Annotated in this window: 23 protein-coding genes; 8 read left to right on the forward strand and 15 right to left on the reverse strand. The window is 64.2% G+C overall.

Annotated features, from left to right (window positions below):
* Nucleotides 1–754: 754 nt before the first annotated feature.
* Genes ACFXP9_RS07295 through ACFXP9_RS07305 form a run of 3 tightly spaced genes read right to left on the reverse strand, consistent with a single transcriptional unit; the run spans nt 755 to nt 3,566 of the window.
* The gene (locus ACFXP9_RS07295) at nt 755–1,831 is read right to left on the reverse strand and encodes an ABC transporter ATP-binding protein (protein ID WP_397207438.1); all 1,077 of its coding nucleotides are present in this window, start codon (nt 1,829–1,831) and stop codon (nt 755–757) included.
* A gap of 59 nt (nt 1,832–1,890) precedes the next feature.
* Nucleotides 1,891–2,697 carry an ABC transporter permease gene (locus ACFXP9_RS07300; protein WP_397207006.1) on the reverse strand — a complete coding sequence of 269 codons (807 nt, stop codon included), beginning with the start codon at nt 2,695–2,697 and terminating at the stop codon, nt 1,891–1,893.
* On the reverse strand, nt 2,694–3,566 hold the full coding sequence (locus ACFXP9_RS07305; RefSeq protein WP_397207004.1) for an ABC transporter permease: 873 nt from the start codon (nt 3,564–3,566) through the stop codon (nt 2,694–2,696). The genes ACFXP9_RS07300 and ACFXP9_RS07305 overlap by 4 nt, the downstream gene beginning before the upstream one ends.
* A gap of 250 nt (nt 3,567–3,816) precedes the next feature.
* Between ACFXP9_RS07305 and ACFXP9_RS07310 the strand changes: the two genes are divergently transcribed.
* Complete coding sequence (locus ACFXP9_RS07310; protein ID WP_397207436.1) at nt 3,817–4,938, forward strand: TRAP transporter substrate-binding protein; 1,122 nt, start codon at nt 3,817–3,819, stop codon at nt 4,936–4,938.
* A gap of 157 nt (nt 4,939–5,095) precedes the next feature.
* Complete coding sequence (locus ACFXP9_RS07315) at nt 5,096–6,193, forward strand: TRAP transporter substrate-binding protein (protein WP_397207434.1); 1,098 nt, start codon at nt 5,096–5,098, stop codon at nt 6,191–6,193.
* 73 nt (nt 6,194–6,266) lie between these two features.
* Here the strand turns inward: ACFXP9_RS07315 and ACFXP9_RS07320 are convergent, their stop codons facing one another.
* From ACFXP9_RS07320 to cobU, 5 genes are all read right to left on the reverse strand, one after another.
* The gene (locus tag ACFXP9_RS07320) at nt 6,267–8,123 is read right to left on the reverse strand and encodes a TRAP transporter large permease (protein WP_397207432.1); all 1,857 of its coding nucleotides are present in this window, start codon (nt 8,121–8,123) and stop codon (nt 6,267–6,269) included.
* Nucleotides 8,123–8,791 (reverse strand): TRAP transporter small permease subunit, encoded by a 669-nt coding sequence (locus ACFXP9_RS07325; protein ID WP_397207002.1) that lies wholly within the window; start codon nt 8,789–8,791, stop codon nt 8,123–8,125. Before ACFXP9_RS07325 ends, ACFXP9_RS07320 begins: the two co-directional genes overlap by 1 nt.
* 158 nt (nt 8,792–8,949) lie before the next feature.
* A complete protein-coding gene (locus tag ACFXP9_RS07330) occupies nt 8,950–9,681 on the reverse strand; it encodes an adenosylcobinamide-GDP ribazoletransferase (RefSeq protein WP_397207000.1) in 732 nt (243 codons plus the stop codon).
* A complete protein-coding gene (gene cobT / locus ACFXP9_RS07335; RefSeq protein ID WP_397206998.1) occupies nt 9,681–10,640 on the reverse strand; it encodes a nicotinate-nucleotide--dimethylbenzimidazole phosphoribosyltransferase in 960 nt (319 codons plus the stop codon). The genes ACFXP9_RS07330 and cobT overlap by 1 nt, the downstream gene beginning before the upstream one ends.
* Entirely contained in the window at nt 10,637–11,173 is a 537-nt protein-coding gene (cobU, locus tag ACFXP9_RS07340) for a bifunctional adenosylcobinamide kinase/adenosylcobinamide-phosphate guanylyltransferase (RefSeq protein WP_397206996.1), read from the reverse strand. Before cobU ends, cobT begins: the two co-directional genes overlap by 4 nt.
* Before the next feature lie 99 nt (nt 11,174–11,272).
* On the opposite strand from cobU, the gene ACFXP9_RS07345 reads away from it, so the two are divergent.
* From ACFXP9_RS07345 to ACFXP9_RS07370, 6 genes are all read left to right on the forward strand, one after another.
* Nucleotides 11,273–12,823 (forward strand): ABC transporter substrate-binding protein, encoded by a 1,551-nt coding sequence (locus tag ACFXP9_RS07345; RefSeq protein WP_397206994.1) that lies wholly within the window; start codon nt 11,273–11,275, stop codon nt 12,821–12,823.
* A 104-nt stretch (nt 12,824–12,927) separates the two neighbouring features.
* Nucleotides 12,928–14,532 (forward strand): peptide ABC transporter substrate-binding protein, encoded by a 1,605-nt coding sequence (locus tag ACFXP9_RS07350; RefSeq protein WP_397206992.1) that lies wholly within the window; start codon nt 12,928–12,930, stop codon nt 14,530–14,532.
* Between the two features lie 98 nt (nt 14,533–14,630).
* A complete protein-coding gene (gene oppB / locus ACFXP9_RS07355) occupies nt 14,631–15,554 on the forward strand; it encodes an oligopeptide ABC transporter permease OppB (protein ID WP_397206990.1) in 924 nt (307 codons plus the stop codon).
* A gap of 4 nt (nt 15,555–15,558) precedes the next feature.
* Nucleotides 15,559–16,482, forward strand: coding sequence for an ABC transporter permease subunit (locus ACFXP9_RS07360; RefSeq protein ID WP_397206988.1), 924 nt, complete (start codon nt 15,559–15,561; stop codon nt 16,480–16,482).
* A 1-nt stretch (nt 16,483) separates the two neighbouring features.
* Nucleotides 16,484–17,599, forward strand: coding sequence for an oligopeptide/dipeptide ABC transporter ATP-binding protein (locus tag ACFXP9_RS07365; protein WP_397206986.1), 1,116 nt, complete (start codon nt 16,484–16,486; stop codon nt 17,597–17,599).
* Nucleotides 17,592–18,608 (forward strand): ABC transporter ATP-binding protein, encoded by a 1,017-nt coding sequence (locus tag ACFXP9_RS07370; RefSeq protein ID WP_397206984.1) that lies wholly within the window; start codon nt 17,592–17,594, stop codon nt 18,606–18,608. Before ACFXP9_RS07365 ends, ACFXP9_RS07370 begins: the two co-directional genes overlap by 8 nt.
* 135 nt (nt 18,609–18,743) lie before the next feature.
* On the opposite strand, the gene ACFXP9_RS07375 is transcribed toward ACFXP9_RS07370, so the two are convergent.
* The 7 genes from ACFXP9_RS07375 to ACFXP9_RS07405 all read right to left on the reverse strand — a co-directional run bounded on the left by ACFXP9_RS07375 (nt 18,744) and on the right by ACFXP9_RS07405 (nt 25,765).
* Nucleotides 18,744–20,414, reverse strand: a complete 1,671-nt coding sequence (locus ACFXP9_RS07375) for a formate--tetrahydrofolate ligase (RefSeq protein WP_397206982.1) — start codon at nt 20,412–20,414, stop codon at nt 18,744–18,746.
* A gap of 34 nt (nt 20,415–20,448) precedes the next feature.
* Nucleotides 20,449–21,108 carry a phosphoribosylanthranilate isomerase gene (locus tag ACFXP9_RS07380; RefSeq protein WP_397206980.1) on the reverse strand — a complete coding sequence of 220 codons (660 nt, stop codon included), beginning with the start codon at nt 21,106–21,108 and terminating at the stop codon, nt 20,449–20,451.
* 12 nt (nt 21,109–21,120) lie between these two features.
* The gene (locus ACFXP9_RS07385; protein ID WP_397206978.1) at nt 21,121–21,567 is read right to left on the reverse strand and encodes a LapA family protein; all 447 of its coding nucleotides are present in this window, start codon (nt 21,565–21,567) and stop codon (nt 21,121–21,123) included.
* 29 nt (nt 21,568–21,596) lie between these two features.
* Nucleotides 21,597–21,890, reverse strand: coding sequence for an integration host factor subunit beta (gene ihfB, locus ACFXP9_RS07390; protein ID WP_397206976.1), 294 nt, complete (start codon nt 21,888–21,890; stop codon nt 21,597–21,599).
* Between the two features lie 196 nt (nt 21,891–22,086).
* A complete protein-coding gene (gene rpsA / locus ACFXP9_RS07395; RefSeq protein WP_397206972.1) occupies nt 22,087–23,766 on the reverse strand; it encodes a 30S ribosomal protein S1 in 1,680 nt (559 codons plus the stop codon).
* A 221-nt stretch (nt 23,767–23,987) separates the two neighbouring features.
* Nucleotides 23,988–24,581 carry a (d)CMP kinase gene (locus tag ACFXP9_RS07400; protein WP_397206970.1) on the reverse strand — a complete coding sequence of 198 codons (594 nt, stop codon included), beginning with the start codon at nt 24,579–24,581 and terminating at the stop codon, nt 23,988–23,990.
* 11 nt (nt 24,582–24,592) lie between these two features.
* Nucleotides 24,593–25,765, reverse strand: a complete 1,173-nt coding sequence (locus ACFXP9_RS07405; RefSeq protein ID WP_397206968.1) for an NAD(P)/FAD-dependent oxidoreductase — start codon at nt 25,763–25,765, stop codon at nt 24,593–24,595.
* Between the last annotated feature and the right edge of the window lie 96 nt (nt 25,766–25,861).

Below are 25,861 nucleotides of genomic sequence, written 5' to 3' on the forward strand. Positions count from 1 at the left end.
TCGTCGGCGCACGACATCTCGGCACTCTCTTTTAACCGACAGCGCGCTGGGGATACGCGCCCAAGGGCTGTGGCCCATCTGTTGAGGCGGTTTCAGACTGTCTTTTGCGGGCCTTCCTTGGGCGGGTCGTGCTGTGGGCGGCATTTCACGCACAACACCTGAATAACGCCGTGGGTGATCGGACTGATCTTGGACTGTTCTGCCCAAACTGGCTCTTGCGCTGCGGGGCTTGAACAGTCTGAGGACCAACGCCAACGCCAGACCTTACCCAAGATTGCGCGCCTTTAACCTGATATAACAGCCCAATCGCGGGCTTTCACAGCTTCGCCTGATTTTGATCCCACAGGGCGCGCGGTCAAAGGGTCAAGCGCGATTTATAGAGCATGGGCAGCTTTTCATGGCATAAATCGGATGCTTGCCGCTAATCGTCGGGGACAAGACAAGATAGGCTCAAGGATTGCGCATCCTTATCAGGACAAGGCAGTCGCGCGACGCAGTGACCGTGCAGCAATCATATTTCCCAATCTTTCTGCGCCGGAGAGCACATCCTTGATGTAAGTTCTGCGCAACCGTCAGAGAACTTCATGAAGACACAGCCTGCGGTCTGTAAAATATTACTACAGAACAGCACGCTAACACGAATGCTTAATCCAAAGAATTAACTTGACGAACGCCAGTCTTCACAGAAGGCTCCATCCCACCGCAGGTGCCAACCTGCACCTGTCGCCGCCCATGGCGGCACCGAAGCGGCCACCTAGCGGAACAGCACCAGGGCGCCGGGCGACCAAGCCAGACGCGTGGGTGCGCCGACCTCCAGCACGTCGCGGCCAAAGACATTGCGCATCGAAATCCGCACCGGCTTGTCCACCCCGTCCAGACGCACGTCGTAATAGGTCATGTCGCCGTAATACACCACCTCGTCAATGACGCCGGGGGTTTCGCGGTCCGGCGCGGGCTGGCCGGGCGCCAGCATGGTCAGGGCCTCGGGGCGAAAGCCCACGACCACGCCGCTGTCATCATCGGCGCGGCTGACCTGACCGCTGGGAATATCGACCTGCCCCAGCCCCGCCACCTGGGCGCGCAGACCATCGGGCGTTTCGCTGAGGACATTGGCCGGCAGAAAGTTCATCACCCCGATGAAGTCGGCCACCTTGCGGCTGTTGGGGCGGGAATACAGGGCCTCGGGGTAGTCAAGCTGCGCGATCTGGCCCTCGAACATTACCGCGATGCGGTCGGACATGACCAGCGCCTCTTCCTGATCATGGGTGACCAGAACGAAGGTGATGCCGACCTGACGTTGCAGCTTGATCAGTTCGACCTGCATCTGTTCGCGCATCTTGCGATCCAGCGCGGACAGCGGTTCGTCCAGCAACAGCACCTTGGGTTTCAGGATCAGCGCGCGCGCCAGCGCGACCCGCTGGCGCTGACCGCCCGACAGCGCATGGGCGGCGCGGTGACCGTAGCCTTTCAGCCCGACCATCGCCAGCGCCTGTTCCACGGCCTCGGCCTTTTCCGCCTTGGACCGCGGATCACGGCGCAGCCCGAAGCCGACATTTTCGGCCACGGTCAGATGCGGAAAGATCGCATAGGACTGAAACACCATATTGGTCGGGCGGCGGTTCGCGGAAACCCCGGCCATGTCCTTGCCGTCGATCAGCACCACGCCCGAGGAAATGGTTTCGAACCCGGCGATGGTGCGCAGCAGCGTTGTTTTTCCGCAGCCGGACGGTCCCAGCAGCGAAAAGAACTCGCCCTCGCGGATGGTGGCGTTGATGCCGCGTAGCGCGTGGTAATCGCCGTAATATTTATGAACATCACGCAGCCCGATCATCGGGCGGGCGGCGTCAAGCTCGGCCCAACGGGTGGCGGCTGGGGCTTTGCGGGGGGTGGTCACAGGAAGCCTCCGGTGTCTTTCTGGCCGGTGCGGGCGATACCGCGGCGGCGGGCATATTCAGCGATGGTCAGCAACAGGATCGACATCGCCACCAGAACCGTTCCCAGCGCCATGATGACGGGAATGGATTTGGGGAAACGCAACTGGCTGAAAATATAGGTGGGCAGGGTCGGTTCATTCCCGGCCAGGAAAAAGGCGATGATGAATTCATCCAGCGAAATCGTAAAGGAAATCAGCATCGAGGAGATAATCCCCGGCATGACCAGCGGCAGAACGACCAGCCGGAACGCCGACCATTTGCTTTCGCCAAGGTCATAGGCGGCCTCTTCCAGCGAACGGTCGAGGCTGCCAAAAGCGGTGGACAGAACGGTGATCGCATAGGGCATACACAGCAAAGTGTGGCCCAGAATGACCGTCAGCACCGACAGCCTGACACCAATCCCCAGCAGAACCGTCAGCAGCGAGACCGAGATGATGATCTCGGGCAGGACCAGCGGCAGCATGATCAGCCCCATGATCGGCCGCTTGCCGGGAAAGTCGAACCGGGTGCTGGCGCGCGCGGTAAAAATCCCCAGACAGGTTGCAAAGATGGCCGAGCTGAAAGCGATGATCAGCGAATTGGTCACCGCGCGGCGCAGCGTGGCATTGCCCGCCATCTGGCCGAACCATTCGGTGGTAAAACCTTTCAGCGGAAAGGCCACGATTGTGCCGTCATTGAAGGCAAAGATCGGCAACAGCAGGATCGGCGCATACAGAAACAGCAGATACGCCAGCGCATAGATTTTCAGCCCCCCGCCCCTCATTGCCGCACCTTCAGGAAACGACGGTTGAGGAAGACGAAGATCAGGCTGATCACCGCAACGATGGACAGGGCGGTGACCGCAATGGCCGACCCCAGCGGTTTGTTGTCGATATCCAGCATCTGCGCCTGAATCAGGTTGGCGATCATCGGGATCTTGCCGCCGCCGATCAGGGTGGGCGTGACGTAATCACCAATGGTCGGGATGAACACGATCAGCACCGCTGCCACCACCCCCGGCATGGCCAGCGGCAGCGTCACCCGCCAAAAGGTCATCGCCCGGCTTTCGCCAAGGTCGCGCCCGGCCTCCAGCAGCGAGCGGTCGATCTTTTCCAGCGCGACGAAGATCGGCAGGATGGCAAAGGGCGCATAGGCATGGGCCAGCGTCAGCACGATGGAATTGGTGTTATACAGCAGAAAGGTCAGCGGCTGTTCGATCACCCCCAGCGATTTCAGCCCGCTGTTAATGACGCCGTTATAGCCAAGGATCACCTTCCACAGAAACACCCGGATCAGATAGCTGGTCCAGAACGGAATGGTGATCAGAAACAGCCACAGGGCCTTGCGCTGGGGCGTAACCACGAAGGATAGGAAATAGGCCACCGGAAAGGCCAGCGCCACGGTCACCAGCGTGACCGCCATCGCCACCCCCAGTGAACGCAGCATCACCGTGCGAAAGATCGGGTCACGGGCCACGGCGGCATAGTTTTCCAGCGTAAATTCGCGGATGATCGTCAGATAGCCGTCCTTGAAAAAGGAAAAGGCCAGAATCGTCAGCAAGGGCGCGGCCAGCATCAGCACGGTATAGATCAGCGGCGGCGCGATCAGCGCCAGCCCCGACCGGGCCTCGGGTCCCAAACCTGTTGTGGCCATCCGCCCCTTCCCCGTGATGCCGTCTTGCGCGGCGATGATGGCACTGGCTGTGCCCTTTCGCCGCAGATTAGGCGCAGCGCGCCGATTTGGAAAGGCTGGTTCTGCGGCCCCGATCCTGATTTTTTTACCCGCCGCCCGGACAGCGCAATAGACAGCCCCGGATCGTCATGCCAATCTGCCCGCCATCGCGGGCGCGCGCGACCGTGCCCTGTCCAACGGAGGAGACAAAGACATGACAGATAACCGCAAGATGGACCGCCGGTCCTTTCTGACCCGCGCATCGGTGGGCGGGGCGTCGGCGGCGGCGGCAACCGCGCTGGCGGCACCGGCACTTGCACAGGAAAACCCCGGCGTGACCTGGCGCATGGCCTCGTCCTTCCCGAAATCGCTGGACACCATCTATGGCGGTGCCGAGGATCTGTCCAAGCGCGTCAGCGAGGCCACCGACGGCAAGTTCACCATTCAGGTCTTTGCCGGCGGCGAGATCGTCCCCGGTCTGGGCGCCATTGACGCAGCTGGTGACGGCACCGTCGAATCGGCGCATTCGGTGGGCTATTACAACTGGGGCAAGGACCCGGCCTTTGCCTGTGGTGCCGACCTGCCCTTCGCGTTAAGCGCACGCGCCAAGAACGCCTATAATTATTTCGGCGGCGGCATTGAAATCTATAATGAATTTCTGGACAAGTATAACCTTGTCTGCCGTCCGGGCGGCAATACCGGGGCGCAGATGGGCGGCTGGTTCCGCAAGGAAATCAACACGGTTGCCGACCTGAAGGGGCTGAAATTCCGCATTGCCGGTCTGGCCGGGCGGGTGATGGAAAAACTGGGTGTGGTCCCGCAACAGCTGGCCGGTGGCGACATCTATCCGGCGCTGGAAAAAGGCACCATCGACGGCACCGAATTCGTCGGTCCCTATGACGATGAAAAGCTGGGTTTCCAGAAGGTTGCGCCCTATTATTACTATCCCGGTTTCTGGGAGGGCGGCCCCTCGGTCGGGTTCTTCTTCAACAAGGCCAAGTATAACGAGCTGCCGGCCCATTATCAGGCGCTGCTGAACACCGCCTGCCAGTCGGTCGACCAGAACATGCTGGCCGAATATGACTATAAGAACCCCGCCGCGCTGAAACGTCTGGTCGGCACCGGCGCGCAGCTGCGCCCGTTCAGCCAGGAAATCATGTCGGCCGCTTTCGATGCCTCGAACGAGGTCTATGCCGAATTGTCGGCGGAAAACGAATGGTTCAAGAAAATGTACGAGGCCATGCTGGAATACCGCAATGACTGGTATCTGTATGCGCAGACCTCGGAATACACCTTTGACACATTCATGATGATCCAGCAGCGGGCCGGCAAGCTGGCACCGCAAAAGGGCTGACCGGCCTGACCGTCAACACCGCCGCTGCCCCCGCCGGGGCAGCGGTTTTTTCTTGCGCCGCCCTGCGTGCAGTTCCACAAAAAGGGGGCCGCGACCGGCCCGGCACCGGGCCTGATGACCCGCGAAGGAGGAGTTCAGGATCATGACCAAAACCACATTGCCACGCCGCAGTTTTCTGACAACAGCCGGTTTGGGCGGCCTTGGGGCCGCCACGCTGGCCGCCCCGGCGCTGGCACAGGCGCGACCCCAGATCCGCTGGCGAATGCAGTCGGCCTATCCCAAGACGCTGGATTCGCTGTGGAGCGGGACCGATTTCTTTGTCAAAACCATTGCCGATGCCACCGATGGCCGGATCGAGATCCAGCCCTTTGCCGCTGGCGAAATCGTCCCCGGTCCCAATGCCACCGACGCCGTAGTCGATGGCACGGTCGAGATGGCCTTTGGCCCGACCTATTACAGCTGGGGCAAGAACCCGGCCTTCGCTTTGGGGACGGCCTCGCCCTTTACGCTGTCGGCGCGGGCGATGATGGCCTATAACTGGGAGGCCGGGGGCAATGAGCGTTTCAACGACTTTCTGGCCAAGCACGGTGTCTATGCCCTGCCCGGCGGCAATACCGGGGCACAGATGGGTGGATGGTTCCGCAAGGAAATCAACACGCTGGACGATATGAAGGGCCTCAAGTTCCGGGTCGGCGGCTTTGCCGGCAAGGTGCTGGAACGGCTTGGCGTGGTGCCGCAACAGATCGCGGCGGGCGATATCTATCCCTCGCTGGAAAAGGGCACCATCGACGCGGCGGAATGGGTTGGGCCGTATGACGACCTCAAGCTGGGTCTGGTCAAGGTCGCGCCCTATTACTATTACCCCGGCTGGTGGGAAGGCGGATCGTCGGCGCATATTCAGTTTTCGCTGGATAAATGGAACGCGCTGGACGAGGCCGACCAGAACCTGATGGCCGCGGTGGCCCGCGCGACCGACAGCAAGGTGATGCAGTTCTATGACTCGCACAACCCTGCCGCCTTGCAGGAACTGGCCAATCAGGGCGCGCAGCTGCGGCCCTTCAGCCAGGAAATCCTGGATGCCTGCTATCAGACCTCGCAGCAGGTCTATGCCGAGATGTCCGAGGCGAACGAAGATTTCCGCAATATCTGGGACGGGATCACCGAATTCCGGCGCAGCAGCTATCTGTGGGCGCAACTGTCGGAATATACCTATGACACATTCATGATGATCCAGCAGCGCAACGGCAAGCTGTAAGACCCGCCGCGCGAAAGCGGTCATCTGAAAGGGGCGGCGCCATCGGCACCGCCCCTTTCGCATTCCTGTCCGGTCAGTTGCCGCCCAGACCCGGCGGCGGGCCGTCAAACCCCATCGCAGGGGCCGACGGCGCCGGGGCTGGCGTGGCAGGTGCCGACGATGCGGGGGCCGACGCGCCGCCGATCTGGGGCGGGCCGGACAGCGCATTGCCAAGCCCCGCATCCAGACCGCCCGCAGCCGGGGCCTGACCGCCCGCCGGGGCCGCGCCAAAGGGCGACAGGCCGCCGCCAAGGCTGCCGAAGCCGCCCGCATCGCCGCCAAAGCCGCCGGGGATCTCGATTTTGACCTCGGACATATCCACCGGCTTGCCCTTGTAATGCATGACCATGCCGGGGAAGGCCATGACCACCGCGATCATCGCGATCTGGATGAACACGAAGGGCACCGCCCCCCAATAGATCTGGCTGGTCTTGACCGGCTGCATGACCTGCCCGGTCACCTTGTCAACATAAGGCGCCTTGGGCGCGACCGAGCGCAGGAAGAACAGCGAGAACCCGAACGGCGGATGCATAAAGCTGGTCTGCATGTTCACGCCCAGAATGACACCAAACCAGATCAGGTCGATCCCCAGGCTTTCGGCAGCCGGGGCCAGCAGCGGAACGATGATAAAGGCCAGCTCGAAAAAGTCGAGGAAGAAGGCCAGAAAGAACACCAGCACCGATACCGCGATCAGGAAGCCATATTCCCCCCCCGGCAGCGAAGTCAGCAAATGTTCCACCCAGATATGCCCGTTGACCCCGTAAAAGGTCAGCGAAAACACCCGCGCCCCGATCAGGATGAACATCACAAAGGCCGACAGCCGGGTCGTTGCGGCCAGCGCCTGACGCACCACATCCAGCGACAGCCGCCCCTTGACCGCCGACAGGATCAGCGCGCCGACAGCGCCCATCGCCCCGCCCTCGGTCGGGGTGGCGACGCCAAGGAAGATTGTCCCCAGCACAAGGAAGATCAGCGCCAGCGGCGGGATCAGCACGATGATGACCTGCTGCGCCAGACGCGACATCAGGTTCAGCCGCAGCGATTTGTCCAGCAGCGCCACGACATAGATAAAGCTGACGCCCATCGCCGCGGCCAGAATGTCGGCATCCTTGCCATGGCTGGGATGCAGCCATTTCCACCCGGCATAAGCCACGCCAAAGCCCACCGCCAGCGCCACGAACAGCGAGGTCACGCCCGACCCCAGCGTGCGCGCCTCGGGCGGCAGCGCCGGCAGGCGTTCCGGCTTGAGGATGGTCATCACGAAGATATAGCCAAGATAGATCCCGGTCAGCACCAGACCGGGGATCAGCGCGCCCTTGTACATATCGCCCACAGACCGGCCCAACTGGTCGGCCAGCACGATCAGCACCAGCGAGGGCGGAATGATCTGCGCCAGCGTCCCCGAGGCCGCAATTGCCCCCGAGGCAATGCGCCGGTCATAGCCATAGCGCAGCATGATCGGCAGCGAGATCAGGCCCATCGCAATGACCGAGGCCGCCACCACACCCGTGGTCGCCGCCAGCAGCGCGCCGACGATGATCACCGCATAGGCCAGACCGCCGCGCACCGGGCCGAACAGCTGGCCGATCGTGTCCAGCAGATCCTCGGCCATGCCGGATTTTTCCAGCACGATGCCCATGAAGGTAAAGAAGGGAATGGCCAGCAATGTCTCGTTCGACATCACCCCCCACAGCCGTTCCGGCATGGCGTTCAGCAACGGCCATGACAGGTTGATGCTGCCGCCCGACAGCGGTGCCAGTTCGACCCCGATGATAAAGAACAAAAGCCCGTTCGCCGCCAGCGCAAAGGCCACCGGATAGCCGAACAGCAAGAACAGGATCAGCGAAACGAACATGATCGGCGCCATGTTCTGCGCGATAAGTTCCATGATCATGTGCGCGTCCCCCGGTTGCGGTCGGGTCCGTTATGGTCCAGCGGATGGTCGATGGCCTCGTCCGTGACCGGGTGGTCGGGGCTTGCGAAACCGGCCTCGGACAACAGCCCATCGTCCACATCCAGCGGCGTGTGCTGGCCGTGGAACGGGTGCGGGTCCTCGATCAGGCCGCGCATCACCGCGATTTTCTTGATGATTTCCGACAGCGCCTGCGCAGCCAGTTGCAAAAACCCGATCAGCAGCAGGATCTTGGCCGGCCACAGCATCAGCCCGCCGGCATTCATCGACATCTCGCCATTGCGGACCGACCGCGACACCCAGGGGATCAGGTAATAGATCATCAGCAAAACGAAGGGGGTCAGAAACAGCAGATGCCCGATCAGGTCGATCCAGTGCTGGACCCGCCGCGACCATGCCCCATACAGGATGTCGATGCGGATATGTTCGTTTTCTTTCAGCGTGTAAGCCGCCGCCAGCAGGAAGGCGCCGCCATACAGATACCATTGCAGTTCCAGCCACGCATTGGACGAGGTGTTCAGCGTCTTGCGGATGATCGCATTGCCAGCGCTGACCAGCACCGCAATCAGGATCAGCCAGGACACCGCCTTGCCAATGATGGTGTTGACGCGGTCGATGCCGCGCGACAGGGCCAGAAGGCCGCTCATTGTGTTTCCTCCCTTTATCTTGTGCGACAGGCGTTTCATGCTGCCGCATGATGGCCTTGCCGGGGACCGGGACCACGGCCCGCAACCCGACAGGCCAGATTTCGGGGTATCGGTCATTGAGGTTTGAGGGTCAAGGCGGTTGACGCGTCTCAGCCGGGTCACAGCCCTGCCATGGCTGACAAAAACGCGGTTTCCGCGGTCAGGCAGATGCAGCCCAGAACATCACCGGTCTGGCCGCCAAGCCGACGCCATGCCAGCCCCGCAACCGACAGCGCCGCCAAGGCTGCGGGAACCAGCGCCAGCAGCCCCGTCACACCGCATCCGGCCAGCACCCCGGTCAGGGCCAGCCCGACCGCCAGCAGCGCCGCCAGCGGCGGCACCGGTCCCGCCCCCTGCCCCAGCCCGTCATGCCGCGCCGGCGGCATCGCCATCAGCGCCAGCCCCATCAGCGCCCGCCCTGTCATCGCCGCCCCGATCAGCGCCGCCACCGGCACCGCGGTTCCGGCCAGCGCGGTCAGGCGAATGGCAAAAACCGCGATCAGCGCCACGGTGCCAAAGCTGCCGATGCGGGAATCGCGCATGATCGCCAGCCGCGCGGCGCGATCGCGACCGCCAAAGGAATCGGCGAAATCGGCGGTCGCGTCCTCGTGCAGCGCACCGGTCAGCGCGCTTAGGCCCGCCAGCGTCAGTGCCGCCGCCAGCAGCGGCGGCAACCCGGCCAGCAACGGCAGCGCCGCCGGCACAGCCACCGCCAGCCCCGCCAGCGGAAAGGCCCAGACCGCCGGTCCCAGCGTCAGAACCCGCGCCGGCAAGAACCGGCCAAGCGGCAGAACGGTCAGGAAAACCATTGCCAGAACAAGGTTTTGAAAGGCGTTTTTCAGAACCTGCATCAGCCCGCGTCGATGCCCGCCTCGGCAAAGCTGGCCATGCCATTGTGACAGGCCAGCGCCGCGCGCAGGATCAGCAGCGCCACCGCCGCCCCCGATCCTTCGCCAAGCCGCATATCCAGATCAAGCACCGGCTGTCGGCCAAGTGCTGCGACCAGCCTGTGATGCCCCGGCTCGGCGCTGCGATGGCCGATCAGGCAGTGATCCAGCGCCTGCGCATCGTCGCGCAACAGCACACTGGCCGCCGCCGTGCAGATAAACCCGTCCAGCAGCACCGGAATGCCCGCCTCGCGCGCGGCCTGAACCGCGCCACAGATCGCCGCCTGTTCGCGCCCGCCAAAGGCCATCAGCGTGCTCAGCGTGTCGCTGGGGGCGTGCCGCGCCAGCCCGGCCTCGACCGCAGCGATCTTGCGCAGCAGGGTGTCGTCGTCAGCCCCGGTTCCCGGCCCGACCCAGTCACCCGCGCGGCCCCCGAAACAGGCCGCCGCCAGGGCCGCCGCGACGGTGGAATTGCCAATCCCCATTTCGCCAAGCACCACCACATCGGCCCTGGGGTCGACCGCCTGCGCGCCGCGTGCCATGGCATCGCGCACCGCGTCTGCGGTCATCGCCGGGCCTTGGGTGAAATCGCCGGTGGGCTGGTCCAGATCCAGCGCGATCACCGACAGATCGGCCCCGGCCTGTGCGCAAAGCTGGTTAATCGCCGCCCCGCCTGCGGCGAAATTGGCGACCATCGCCGCTGTCACCTCGGGCGGATAGGGGTTGACCCCCTGCGCCACCACCCCGTGATTACCGGCAAAGATCAGCGCCTGCGCGGTGTCGATCCGGGGGCGGTCGCGGCCCTGCCAGCCGGCCATGAACACGGCCAGATCCTCGAGCCGCCCCAGCGATCCGGGGGGTTTGGTCAGGCTGTTCTGGCGGCTGCGGGCGGCCTCGGCGGCGGCGTGGTTGAACGTGGTCATGGAAATTCCCCTTTGGTCGGTTTGACCTGCAATGGCTGACCGGCAACCGCCAGCCAGACCTGATCGGCAATGGCCGCCACGCGCTGATTCATCCGGCCATGATCGTCGCGAAACCGGCGCGCCAGCGCATTGTCAGGCACGATCCCCTGCCCCAGTTCATTGCTGACCAGAATGACCGGCGCCTGCTGGTGCTGCAACGCGGCCAGCAGCCCCGGCAGGTCGGGCGGTTCGGGCAGGTGATTCGTCATCCACAGCGTCAGACAGTCGATCAGCCGCGCCGGGCCGCCGGGACGGTCGGTGGCGGCCAGCGCGGCGGGCAGGTCGCGCGGTGCCTCGTGCGTGTCCCAGCCGCTGCCGCGATCCTGACGGTGGGTTGCAATACGGGCGGCCATTTCCGCGTCCCATGGCTGCGCCGTGGCGATATAGACCGGCCGCCCCGGCCCCCCGTAATGGCAGGCCAGCCGTTCAGCGATTGCCGTCTTGCCCGAGCGTGCCCCCCCGGTCACCAGAATGATGCGCGTGTTGCGGTCCATGCCGGTTCATCCCACAGCGCGCGCCAAAGGAAAAGCCGCCCCGTGCCATTCCCCGCGATCAGGGTTAATCTGCCACGACCCACAGACCGGAGGTCCCCGATGCTGCGCGCCGCGCTGATTGCCCTTTTGCTGATCGCTGCCCCGGCCCGTGCCGCCGATCCGGTCAGCGCCGGTGATGATGTGTTGCGCATCGGGCTGCGCGGGCCGCTGTTGCAGCGCGATCCGCAACTGGCCAGTTCGCCGGATGAAGGGGTAGTGATACGGGCACTGTATCGCGGGCTGATGCGCGACGATGCGCGGGGCCTGCCGGTGCCCGATCTGGTGCAGGAAATCGACAGCGCCGCCGACGGGCTGACCCACCGCCTGCGGCTGGGGGCGGCGCACTGGTCCGATGGCCGCCCGGTCACCGCCACCGATGCCGTGGCCAGCCTGCGGCGGCTGGCCGACGCGGCGCTGGCCTCGCCGCACCGGCATCTTTTGGCGGATCTGGCGCTGGCGCAGGCCGGGGCGGTGCTGGCGGGCGATCTGCCGCCCGATGCGCTGGGGGTGCAGGCGCAGGGCGATGACCTGCTGGTGCTGACCACCACCCGGCCCGTGCCTGATCTGGCTGCGCTGCTGGCGCATCCGGCGCTGGCACCGCTGCCCGCCCATGCGCCGGGGGATTGGGGCGTAACCTCTGGCCCTTATCGGGTCGATGCCGGGGCGGCGGGGGTGACGCTGCGGCTGATCCGGGCGCCGGGGGCCGACCCAGCCATGCCCGCGGTGATCGAGGCCCACAGCCCGACCGACTGGCCCGCCGCCATCGACGCCTTTGCCGCTGGCGGGTTTGACATCCTGCCCCTGCCCGGCGCGCATCTGGCCGCCGCGCGCGCCCGCTTTGGCGCGCAGGCGGTGTCGGTGCCGCTGGCCTGCACCTGGGGCTATGTGGTGAACCTGACCGACAGCGCCCCGCCCGCCCTGCGCGACCCGGCGATCCGGCGGGCCTTGTCGCTGGCGCTGGACCGGCGACAGATCATCGACACCGTTCTGGGGGACGGCCAGCAACCGGCCTTGGGCTGGGTTCCGCCCGCGCTGGCGCCCGCTGCCGTGGCGGCGGCGGATGCAGACCGCCCGCAGGCCGAACGCATGGCCGAGGCAGAACAGATCCTTGCCGATGCGGGTTATGACGCGGAACGGCCGCTGTTGCTGCGGGTGGCCAGCCATACCGACCCCGATGCGCGCCGCCTGCTGGATGCGCTGCAATATTACTGGCGCCCGCTGAATGTCATCGTCCGCGCCGACGAGGTTGGCTGGGACGCCCATGCCCGGCGGGTCGCGGCGGGCGATTTCGGGCTGGCCAGTTTCGGCTGGTGCGCGGACTGGCGTGACGCGGCGGCATTCCAGCAGGTCTTTGGGCCGGATGGCGCCGATCCGGGCGGGTTTGCCAACCCCGATTACCGCGCCCTGCTGGCGCTGGCCCAGACCCGGCAAGGCCCGTCCCGCGCCGCGGCCCAAAGCGCCGCCAATGCGGTTCTGGACCGTGAATTGCCGGTGATCGCGCTGTTTCATTATGCCGCGCCGGTGCTGGTCAGCGACCGGGTGCGCGGCTTTGCCACATCGAACCCGATGGGGCGCTGGTATCCACAGGACATCCGTCTGGCCCCCCAATAATGCCGCGCTGCGGCGGGAAAGGCCGCTTTACGCGCGCAGCGTTTTGATTAACCTGCCCGCCATGACGGTGCTGCGACACCGACCACCAACATGGAGGATGGTCAATGACCAAGCTGTTTCTGACAACCGCGCTGACCTGCGCGCTGGCCCTGCCCGCGCTGGCCGCCACCCCCGCCGAGGGCGAGAAGCTGGCCGACAAGCAGGAGCTCAACTTCTGGCTGCTGGATGCCATCAAGACGCTGGACCCGCAGAAAAACACCGATGCCGATGGCTCGGACGTGCTGCGCCAGCTGTTCGAAGGGCTGATGAACGAGGACGCCAGGGGCGCCATGGTGCCGGGGCTTGCAGAACGCCATGAGGTCAGTGACGACAAGCTGACCTATACCTTCCATCTGCGCGATGCCAAATGGTCGAATGGCGACCCGGTCACCGCCGGGGATGTGGTCTTTGGCTGGCGCCGTCTGGCCGACCCGGCCACGGCCAGCGAATATGCCTGGTTCATCGAGCTGATGAATGTCGAAAATGCCAGCGACATCGTGAAGGGCGAAAAAACCCCTGACCAGCTGGGGATAAAAGCCGTTGACGATAAAACGATCGAGGTCCGGCTGACCAAACCCACCCCCTATTTCCTGAAAACGCTGGCCCACCCAAGCACCTTCCCGGTGCCGCAAAAGGTGGTCGAGGAATTGGGCGACAAATGGACCCAGCCCGGCAATCTGGTCGGCAATGGCGCGTTCAAGCTGGACAAGCATGACCTTGGCGTTCAGCTGGTGATGTCGAAAAACGACAATTACTGGGATGCCGAACACACCATCCTGACCAAACTGACCGCCACCACCGTCAATGACCAAAGCATCGCCCTGACCCGTTATAGCGCCGGCGAACTGGACTGGATCAGCCAGTTGCCCGCCGGGCAATACCCGCGCCTGAAAGAGGAACGCCCCGATGAGGCGCATTCCACCCCATGGGCCTGTTCTTATGCCTATCTGTTCAACCTGTCCGACAAAGGCCCCGAGGCGCTGAAGGATCTGCGCGTGCGTCAGGCGCTGGCCTATGCGGTTGACCGCGACGTAATGGTGGACAAGGTGCTGCAAGGCGGCCAGAAGCCGGCCTATTGGTGGACGCATTGGGCGATCGAGGGGTTCGAGGCGCCCGATCCCGAATTCGGCCACTGGACCCAGGCCGAGCGGGTCGAAAAAGCCAAGGCCCTGCTGGCCGAGGCCGGTTACGGCCCCGACAAGCCGCTGAAGCTGTCGATCCAGTATAACACCAGCGAGGACCACAAAAAGCTGGCCGTCGCGGTTCAGCAGTTCTGGAAACAGATCGGCGTTGATGTCGAGCTGAAGAATTACGAATGGAAGGTGCATACCGACCGTCTGCAAAATCAGGATTTCGAAGTCGCGCGTTACGCATGGTGCGCCGATTACAACGAACCTTCGACCTTCCTCGATTATTTCCGCACCGATGGCTATAACAACGGCAAGTGGTCGAATGCCGAATTCGACAAGCTGCTGAATGATGCCAAGACCGCCGAAAACCCGGCCGATCTGTATAAAAAGGCCGAGGAAATCCTGATCGGTGATATGGCCCTTGTGCCGGCCTATCACTATGCCCGCGCGCAGATCTTCAAAGCCGACCTGCGCGGCATCCCGCTGGAAAACGTGATGAACGACTGGTACGCGAAAGACATCTATCGCGTGGCCGAATAACCGGTCGGTCCGGGAAAAATACCGGGGGGCGGGTTGCCTGCCCCCCGGTTTTCGGTCATTAACCCTGACCTTCAGGCACCTGCTTCGGGAACCCGCTTATGTTCGGCTTTATCCTGCGAAGGCTTGCCGTCGCCATTCCGACGCTGCTTTTGCTGATCGTCTTTTCCTTTCTTCTGATGCATCTGGCCCCCGGCGGGCCATTCACCCAGGAACGCGAGATTCCGGCGCAGGTTCTGGCCAACCTGAACGCGAAATACGGCCTGAACGACCCGCTGTGGCAACAGATCGGCAATTATATCTGGGGCATCGTCGCGCATTTCGATTTCGGCCCCAGCTTTGTCTATCCTGACCGCAGCGTGAACCAGATCATTGCCGCGGGCTTTCCGGTGACGCTGACCTATGGCGGTATCTCATTCATGCTGGCGGTGGTCGTCGGGGTGTTTCTGGGGGTCGTGGCGGCGATCCGGCATAACAGCTGGCTGGATTATCTGGCGGTCGGCATCTCGATCGGGGCGCAGGTGCTGCCCAATTTCGTGATGGCACCGCTGTTGGTGCTGGTGTTCACGCTGTGGCTGCACTGGCTGCCCGGCGGCGGCTGGGGCGGGGGCCAGTGGCAATATATCGTCATGCCGGTGATCGCGCTTGCGACCAGCTATATGGCCTCGATCGCGCGGATCACCCGGTCGTCGATGCTTGAGGTGCTTGGCTCGAACCACATCCGCACGGCGCGCGCCAAGGGGATGCCGGAACACAAGGTGATCCTGCGCCATGCCCTGAAACCCGCGATGCTGCCGGTGATTTCCTATCTGGGACCGGCCTTTGTCAGCATGATCACCGGGTCGGTGGTGATCGACATGTATTTCTCGACCGGGGGGATCGGCAAATCCTTTGTCGATTCGGCGCTGAACCGCGATTATGCGGTGATGATGGGGGTGACCATCCTTGTCGGGGCGCTGACCATTCTGTTCAACCTTATCGTCGATGTGCTGTATGCATGGATCGACCCCAAAATCCGGTATTGATGCGATGATCGAGCAAGAGAAAATGCAGTCTCTGGCCGCGCGCATGGCCGAAAACGAGGTCAGGGGCCGCAGCCCGTGGGCCGATGCGCGCAAACGCTTTTTGCGCAACAAGGCGGCGATGGCGGGGCTGTTGATCCTGCTGCTGGTGGCGCTGTTCGCGGCCTTCGGCAACCAGTTCGCGGTCTGGTCGAACGAGGAAATCGACTTTAACGTCATGGGGTCCGCCGCGACCATGGGAATGCCCTCGGTCGAAAACGGGCATTATTTCGGCACTGACGATCTGGGCCGCGACCTGTTTGCGCGCACCGTTCAGGCCACGCAGGTGTCGCTGATGGTGGGTGTTGTCGGCGCGGCCATCGCGGTGATTGTCGGCACGCTTTACGGCGCGACGGCGGGCTATGTCGGCGGGCGCACCGACCAGGTCATGATGCGCACCGTCGATATCCTGATGTCGATCCCCTATATGTTCGTGCTGATCCTGCTGCTGGTGATGTTTGGCCGGTCCATCGCGATGCTGTTTCTGGGCATCGGGCTGATTTCATGGCTGGATATGTCGCGGATCGTGCGCGGCCAGACCCTGACCCTGAAAAACCGCGAATTCATCGAGGCCGCCCGCGCCATCGGCGTGCCCACCTGGAAGATCATCCTGCGCCATATCGTGCCCAACCTGCTGGGGGTGGTCGCGGTCTATGCCACGCTGCTGGTGCCGCTGATGATCCTGACCGAAAGCTTTATCAGCTTTCTGGGGCTGGGGGTGCAGGAACCGCTGACCTCGTGGGGGGCGCTGATCTCGGAAGGGGCGCGCACGATCAGCTTTGGCACCCAGTGGCAACTGGCCTTCCCGCTGTTCTTCTTTGTCATCACATTATTTGGGTTCTTCTTCGTGGGCGATGGCCTGCGCGATGCCCTTGACCCGAAGGATCGCTGACATGGCCCTGCTGGAAATCACCGATCTGAACGTGCGCTTTTCAACCAATGACGGTGAGGTTCACGCCGTCAACAGCCTGAACCTGACGATGGAATCCGGCGACACGCTGGGGATCGTCGGGGAAAGCGGCTCGGGCAAGTCGCAGCTGGCCTTTTCGATCATGGGGCTTTTGGCGCGCAATGGCCGGGCCAGCGGCTCGGTCCGGTTTGACGGGCAGGAAATCCTGAATGCCAAACCGCGGGTCATGAACCGGATCAGGGCGGAAAAGATCGCGATGATCTTTCAGGACCCGATGACCAGCCTGAACCCCTATATGCGGGTCGCGGACCAGATGGCCGAGGTGCTGACCCTGCACAAGGGCATGTCCCGACGCGACGCCGTGGCGGAATCGGTGCGGATGCTGGACGCGGTCAAGATCCCCGATGCAAAGGGGCGCGTGCGGCTGTATCCGCATGAATTCTCGGGCGGGATGCGGCAGCGGGTGATGATCGCGATGGCGCTGCTGTGCCGGCCACAACTGCTGATCGCGGATGAACCGACCACCGCGCTGGACGTGACGGTGCAGGCGCAGATCATGCAGCTGCTGGCCGACCTTCAGGCGGAATTCGGCATGGCGATGATGCTGATCACCCATGATCTTGGGGTGGTGGCCGGGTCGTGCCGGTCGGTCACGGTGATGTATGGCGGACGCATTCGCGAAACCGGGCCGGTGCATCCGATCTTTGCCGAACCGGCGCATCCCTATACCCAGGGCTTGCTGGCGGCGATCCCGCGGGTGGACCAGAAGGGCGACAAGCTGTCGGCCATTCCCGGCAGCCCGCCCAATATGTCGAACCCGCCCAAGGGCTGTGCCTATGAACCCCGCTGCGCCTATCGCTTTGGTGAATGCGCCACGGGCCGCCCGGCGCTGACCGAATTCGCACCGGGCCGCAGCCGCGCCTGCTTTGCCGCGCTGGCCGATGTTCAGGCGGGTCGTCACCGCGTCCGGCTGGCCGATGAAGAGGCCGCCGCCGTGCAGGAAGGCGAAGCCACCATCCCCGAACGCCGCCCCCACCTGCCGCAGGCCGCCATGGGTGGCGCCGGCATGGCCGCAACGACCGAGGCCGAACATGACTGATCCGCTGCTTGACGTGCATGACCTGCGCGTGACCTTCCGCATCCGCCGCGAGGGCGACATGCCCTGGACACAACCGCGCCAGCTGTTCGCTGTGGGCGGCGTCGATTTCAGCCTGAACCCCGGGGAAACGCTGGGGATCGTGGGCGAATCCGGGTCTGGCAAATCGACACTGGCGCGGGCGCTGATCGGGCTGGCCCCGGCCGAGGGGCGGGCGCAGTGGATCGACGGCGCCGACCTGCTGGCGCTGACGCCGCGCCAGATGATGAAATATCGCAGCGACATCCAGATGGTGTTTCAGGACCCGCTGGCCAGCCTGAACCCGCGCATGACCGTGGGCCAGATCATCGCCGAGCCGCTGAAGACCCACCACCCCGGCCTGTCGCGCGCCCAGATCCGCAGCCGCGTCAAGGACATGATGGACCGGGTCGGCCTGCTGCCCAACCAGATCAACCGCTATCCGCATGAATTTTCCGGCGGCCAGTGCCAGCGGATCGGCATCGCCCGCGCGCTGATCGTCCAGCCCCGGCTGGTGATCTGCGACGAACCGGTTTCGGCGCTGGATGTCTCGATTCAGGCGCAGGTGATCAACCTGCTGTCCGACCTGCAACGCGATCTGGGGCTGGCGCTGATCTTTATCGCCCATGACCTGTCGGTGGTGAAACATATCAGCGACCGGGTGATGGTGCTGTATCTGGGCAAGGTGATGGAAATCGGGCCGGTCGAGGCGCTGTATGACCGCCCGCAGCACCCCTATACCCAGGCCCTGCTGTCGGCCGTGCCGATCCCCGACCCCGTGCGCGAGGCCGAAAAGACCACGGTGCCGCTGGCGGGTGATTTGCCCTCGCCGCTGGCGCCGCCCTCGGGATGTGTGTTCCGCACCCGCTGCCCCCGCGCCCAAAGCCGCTGCGCGTCCGAGGTGCCGGCCCTGAGCGGTGATGATCACCGCATCGCCTGCCATTTCCCCGGCCCGCTGACCGAACCGGAAATCGCCCGCGCCCAAGGCACCTGACCAGCACTTCCCCTGCCACCGGCACCGCCCGAAACGGTGCCGGGGCACGGGGTGCCGCCCTTTCACCTTGGTCCAAATATCCCCGCCGGAGGCCCCCGCAAAAGCCCGCGCGACATCAGCGGCGGCGCGGGGCGGTCAGAACAGACCCTCGATCTCGCCATCCGCGTTCAGGCCGATGCGCGTCGCCGCCGGATGGCGCGGCAGACCGGGCATGGTCATGATATCGCCGCAAATCGCCACCACAAAGCCCGCCCCGGCTGACAGGCGCAGATCGCGCAATGGCACGATATGCCCGCTTGGCGCCCCCAGCAGCGCCGGATCGGCGGAAAAACTGTAGGGCGTCTTGGCCATGCAAACCGGCAGATCGCCAAAACCGGCCTCTTCCCAGCGGGTCAGCTGGTCGCGCATCGCTTGGCTGGCCTCGACCCCGGCGGCGCCGTAAATGTCGCGGGCAATGGTATTGATCTTGTCCCACAGCGACATCGAATCGGGGTAAAGCGGACCGAATTCGGCGCTGCCACCCTTGACCAGATCGACCACGGCATGGGCCAGATCCTCGGCCCCGGCGCCGCCCTCGGCCCAATGGCGACAGACGATGGCCTGCACCCCCATGGCGGCGCACTCCTCGGTCAGGGCGGCCAGTTCGGCATCGGTATCGGCATCGAAATGGTTGATCGCCACCACCACCGGCAGGCCAAAGCGGCGCATATTGGCGACATGACGCCCCAGATTGGCACAGCCCTCGCGCAGGGCGGCGACATTTTCCTGCGCCAGATCGCTGCGGGCCATGCCGCCATTCATTTTCAGCGCCCGCAGCGTGGCCACGATCACCACCGCATCGGGCGACAGCCCCGCCTTGCGGCATTTGATATTCAGGAATTTCTCGGCCCCCAGATCGGCACCGAATCCGGCCTCGGTCACTACATAATCGCCGGTCGCCAGCGCCGTGCGGGTGGCGATCACGCTGTTGCAGCCATGGGCGATATTGGCGAACGGCCCGCCATGGACCAGCGCCGGGTTGTTTTCCAGTGTCTGCACCAGATTGGGCTGCAAGGCGTCGCGCAGCAGCACCGTCATCGCCCCCTCGGCCCCCAGATCGGCGGCGGTGATGGCCGCGCGGTCGCGGTCATAGCCGACGATGATCCGCCCCAGCCGCGCCTGAAGGTCGGCCAGATCCTCGGCCAGACACAGGATCGCCATCACTTCCGAGGCGACGGTGATGTCAAAACCGCCCTCGCGCGGGGTGCCATGGGCCGGACCGCCAAGCCCCAGAACCACCTGCCGCAAGGCGCGGTCATTCATATCCATCACCCGGCGCCAGGTGACGCGGCGGGTATCGAACCCCAGCGCATTGCCCCAGTGAATGTGATTGTCGATCATCGCCGCCAGCAGGTTATGAGCGCTGGTGATGGCGTGAAAATCGCCGGTGAAATGCAGGTTCATATCCTCCATCGGGATGACCTGCGCATGTCCGCCCCCGGCCGCGCCGCCCTTCATGCCGAAATTCGGCCCCAGACTGGCCTCGCGCAGGCAGATCACCGCGCGCTTGCCGATCCGGTTCAGCGCGTCGCCAAGACCGACGGTGGTGGTGGTCTTGCCCTCGCCGGCGGGGGTCGGGTTGATCGCGGTCACCAGAACCAGCCGCCCCTGCGCCGCACCGCGCCGGGCCGCGACCGCCTGATGGGTGATCTTGGCCTTGTCATGGCCATAGGGCAAAATCTCGGTCGCGGACAGCCCCAGCCGGGCGGCGACCTCGGTTATGGGGCGCTTATGGGCGGCGCGGGCGATCTCGATATCGGTGGGCAAGCAAACCTCCTGTCATGGGTGGGGGCCGTGCCGCCTAGCGCAGCCTTGGCACATCCGCCGCCCCTGACGCCGCCGCCACGAAAGCCCGGATCAGCGCCGGGTCCTTGACACCGGGGGCGCGCTCGACGCCCGAGCTGACATCGACCGCCGGCGCAGCGGTCAGGCGGATGGCCTGGGCAACATTGTCCGGGGTCAGCCCCCCGGCCAGCATCCAGGGTTTCAGCCATTTGCGCCCGACCAGCAGACGCCAGTCAAACGCCACGCCGTTGCCGCCGGGCAGCGCGGTATCCTTTGGCGGCTTGGCATCGACCAGCAACTGATCGGCCACAAGACCGTAATCCCATAACGCGTCCAGATCCTGCGGGCCGCTGACGCCCACCGCCTTCATCACCGGAAGGCCGAACCGCGCCTTGACCGCCGCCACGCGCGCCGGGGATTCGGTGCCGTGCATCTGGATCATGTCCAGCGCCACATGGTCCAGAACCGATGCCAGAAAATCGTCATCAGCATTCACGAACAGCCCCACCCGCATCACGCCGGGTGGCACGCGCAGCGCAAGCGCCGCAGCACTGTCAGTGGTTATGGCGCGCGGCGATTTGGCGAAAAACACGAAGCCCAAGTAACGCGCCCCAGCCTGAACCGCCTTATCCACATCATCCGGGGTGGTCAGGCCGCAGATCTTGACGATGCTCACGCCGCCCCCGGATCAGCGCGACGGCGCGGGCAGCGCGGCACCCTGCGGGGCCGGGGCGGCAGGCGATGACGGCAGCGCCGCAGCACCGGCTGTGGTGGGCGCGCGCTGGGGTTCGGGGGCATCAAGAATGGCCAGCACCTCGTCGCGGGGGGCGGCATGGGTCTGGCGCAGATGCCCGACCTCGTTTTCCAGACTGGCGACACGATGGGCGCGGCGGTTCGATTCGCTGCGCAGCCGCGCCTCGCGCAGGTATTCCCACACCAAGCCGGTCACCAGACCCAGCGCGATGCCCAGAAACACCACCAGAAACAGCGGCATCGTCAGCGACCACTGGCCACCCAGATATTTGCCGAATTGCGCCGGGAACAGGTTCACCGTCACCATGCCGCGATTGGCCAGCGCAACCAGAACCAGCACCACGGCCAGACTCAGAACCAGAACCACGCGAATAATGCGCATCGGACCCCCCTTGCGGATATCGACCCGTTTTAGCCCTGTTCTTCCAGTCCGTTCAACCGGTCACGCAGCAATTTGCCGGTTTTGAAGAAGGGGACGTGCTTTTCCTCGACCGAGACCGTCTCGCCGGTGCGGGGGTTGCGGCCCTGACGGGCATCGCGCTTTTTGACCGAAAAGGCGCCAAAGCCGCGCAGCTCGACCCGGTCGCCCCGCGCCATGGCGTCGATGATTTCTTCGAACACCGTGTTGACGATTTTTTCAACATCGCGCTGGAACAGATGCGGGTTTTCCTCGGCGATTTTCTGAATCAATTCGGAACGGATCATTCTTTCCTCACGGGCAAAGGCCGGACATCAGGTGGGACCGGACAGCAGGGAATGCGCCGATCCGGCTGCAAGTTCAACAAGAAACGCACGAGTTTTGAAAAGGTTGCAAGAAAATTTGTCGGAATACCACAGGGCGGAATGAAAACCGCCCCCGCAAAAGCTGCGGGGGCGGAAAACCGCTTATGCGGGGTGCGGATCAGTTCTTGCTTTTCAGCGCCGCACCCAGAATGTCACCCAGCGAGGCACCCGAGTCCGAGCTGCCATACTGTTCGACGGCTTCTTTTTCCTCGGCGATTTCGCGCGCCTTGATCGACAGGCCCAGACGACGGGTCTTGGTGTCGATATTGGTCACGCGGACATCGACCTTGTCGCCAACGCCGAAACGCTCGGGGCGCTGGTCCTGACGGTCGCGGGCCAGATCGCTGCGGCGGATGAACGACTTGACGCCGTTATATTCCACTTCGATCCCGCCATCTTCGATCGCGGTGACCTCGACGGTGATGACATCGCCACGCTTGACGCCGTCAACGGCCTCGACCATGGCGTCGTTTTCCAGCGCCTTGATCGACAGGCTGATACGCTCTTTCTCGGTGTCGACTTCCTGAACGACGGCCTTGACCATGTCGCCCTTGCGGAAGTCCTGAATCGCGTCCTCGCCACGGGTGTCCCAGGAAATGTCGGACAGGTGGACCATGCCGTCGATATCGCCGTCCAGACCAACGAACAGACCGAATTCGGTGATGTTCTTGACCTCGCCTTCGATGACGGTGCCGGCCGGGTGGGTCTCGGCAAAGACCTCCCACGGGTTGCGCATGGTCTGTTTCAGACCCAGCGACACGCGGCGCTTGGCTTCGTCGATTTCCAGAACCATGACGTCAACCTCTTGCGAGGTCGAGACGATCTTGCCCGGATGGACGTTCTTCTTGGTCCAGGACATTTCCGACACATGGACCAGACCTTCGACGCCCGGCTCCAGTTCGACGAAGGCGCCATAGTCGGTGATGTTGGTCACGCGACCCGAATGGACCGAGCTGATCGGGAACTTGCCGGCAACCGTATCCCACGGGTCGGCCTGAAGCTGTTTCATGCCCAGGCTGATGCGGTGGCTGTCCTTGTTGATCTTGATGACCTGAACCTTGACGGTTTCACCGATCGCCAGAATCTCGGACGGGTGGTTGACGCGGCGCCAGGCCATGTCGGTGACATGCAGCAGGCCGTCAACGCCACCCAGATCAACGAAGGCACCGTATTCGGTGATGTTCTTGACCACACCATCGACGGTCTGACCTTCGGACAGGTTGGCGATAACCTCGGCGCGCTGTTCGGCGCGGCTTTCTTCCAGAATGGCGCGGCGCGACACAACGATATTGCCACGGCGGCGGTCCATTTTCAGGATCTGGAAGGGCTGTTTCAGACCCATCAGCGGGCCGGCATCACGCACCGGGCGCACATCGACCTGGCTGCCCGGCAGGAAGGCCACGGCGCCACCCAGATCAACGGTAAAGCCGCCCTTGACGCGACCAAAGATGGCGCCTTCGACGCGCTCTTCCGCAGCATAGGCTTTTTCCAGACGATCCCAGGCTTCTTCGCGGCGGGCTTTCTCGCGCGAGATGGAGGCCTCGCCGCGGGCGTTTTCGACGCGGTCCAGATAGACCTCGACTTCGTCGCCGACGGCCAGTTTGGCTTCTTCACCGGGATTTGCGAATTCTTTCAGATCAACGCGGCCTTCCATTTTATAGCCGACGTCGATGATGGCCTGGCCCGCCTCGATGGCGATGACCTTGCCTTTCACAACCGAACCTTCGTTCGGGGTATCAATTTCGAGGCTTTCGTTCAGCAGCGCCTCGAACTCTGCCATGCTTGCGTTTTGCGCCATGTGGCTTTCAGTTCCTTTACAGTGGTTTTCCGGCCTGACGGTTGGCTCCGCCGGTCTTTTGTGGGCGTCGGATAAGCGCAAAGGGTCGCGGCGTGTGGCGCCGGACCCCTGATATGGCGGTCTGTTCTGACCATGTCGCGTCATCGGACGCTGGCCCTATACGCCGGAAAGCGCGCAAAAGCAAGGCCAAACCCCGCCCCACGCGCCACGGTCGCGCGGTTTTACGCCGCCCCGTCCCGTGCCGCCTGCACCAGCGCAATCGCCTGTTCGACGGCCTGTCCGATGCTTAAATCCGTGGTGTCGATCAACACCGCGTCCCCGGCGGGCCGCAGGGGCGCGGTGGCGCGGGCGGCATCGCGGGCATCGCGTTCACGCAGCTCGGCCAGCGTCGAGGCCGCATCCACCCCCAGTTCGGCAGCGCGGCGTTGGGCGCGGACCGCATCGCTGGCGGTGACATACAGCTTGACCGGCGCGTTCGGGCAGATGACCGTGCCAATATCGCGCCCGTCCAGAATGGCGCCGGGTTCCTGGGTGGCAAAACGGCGCTGAAAGGCGATCAGCGCCGCGCGCACCTCGGGGATGGCGGCCACGCGGCTGGCGGCCTGCCCGGCGGCATTGCTGCGCAGATCGTCCCGCGCCAGATCGGCGGGTGTCAGCCCCTGCGCCGCCGCCACCGGGTCGCCCCCCTTGGCCCCGGTGGCGCGATACAAAAGGCCGGTATCAAGATGATGAAAGCCGAAATGCGCCGCCAATGCGCGCGAAATGGTTCCTTTGCCCGCCGCGGCGGGCCCGTCAATGGCAATGGTAAAGGACATGGTGCTTTCCGTCAGACGATATGGGCCTCGGTATAGGGGCGCCCCTGCGCCACCCTTGCCACGGAAAGCGCCGAAAGGTCCAGCGTCTGCCAGTCGCCATGCAGCACCAGTTCGGCAATTCCCCGCCCGACCGCCGGTGCCTGTTGCAGCCCGTGCCCGGAAAACCCGTTGGCGTGAAAGAAATTGTTCAGCTGCGGGTTCAGCCCCAGCAGCGCGTTCTGATCAAAGCTGTTATAGGCGTAATGCCCCACCCACCAGCGCGCGATCCGGGCACAGTCAAAGCCCTCGGCGCGGTTATACAGGGCGGGCCAGACGGCATCCTCGAACAGTTGATGATCAGGGTCGAAATCGTCGGCATCGCAGGGGCCGTCGGTCGCCGGAACCGTCGCCGCGATCCAGTGCTGATGTTCCGGGCGGAAATAGATGCCGGAATGATCGACGACCAGCGGCGCATCCGGGTGGCGGGCATTGGGCGCGTCGATGACAAAAACGGTGCGCTTGCGCGGCTCGACGGGCAGGTCCAGATCCATGCTGCGCATCAGCATCCCGGCGCGGGTGCCCGCGGCATTCACGAATTGCCCGGCATAGATGCGCTGACCGCTTTCCAGCACCGCCGCCATGACCCGCCGTCCGTCGCGTTCGAACCCCAACACCCGGTCGCGCAGGAAAGTCACGCCCGCCGCCCGCGCCGCATTGCGCAGCCCCGACAGCAGGCCCATATTGTCGAACCATCCCTCGTCACGCGTGCCCCAGCTGCCGGCGACGATATCGTCGGTGTTCATCCACGGAAACTGTTGCGCGATCTGGGCCGCCGTCAGCACCTGCGTGGCCGCCCCCAGCCCGCGCTGCATCTGCGCCAGCGTTTCCAGCATCGCAGCGCCGGTTTCGCTGCCGGTCAGGAACAGATAGCCGTTTTCGCGCAGACCAAGGTCGGGCACCCCGCCAGAGGGCCCGGTCTGCCCGGCGAAATCACGAATGAAATCAACGCCGAACCGGCTGATCTGCACATTGGTCGGGTCGCTGAACTGCGACCGGATCGAGGCCACGGACAGCGCGGTCGAACTGGTGGCATAGCTGGGGTCAGGCTCGACCACGGTGATGTTCAGCGCCGGGTCCATCCGCGACAGCCAGAACGCCACCGAAGACCCCATGACCGCACCGCCCGCAATCAGCACATCCGTCATTGCCCGCCCCCCTTCAGACCAGAAGCGAAGCCTAACAAAACCGCGCGCCAAGAAAAGACCCAACAGATATGCAAATGCCGGCCCCATGGGGACCGG

The organism is Paracoccus jiaweipingae, assembly GCF_044335505.1.
Classification (GTDB): domain Bacteria; phylum Pseudomonadota; class Alphaproteobacteria; order Rhodobacterales; family Rhodobacteraceae; genus Paracoccus.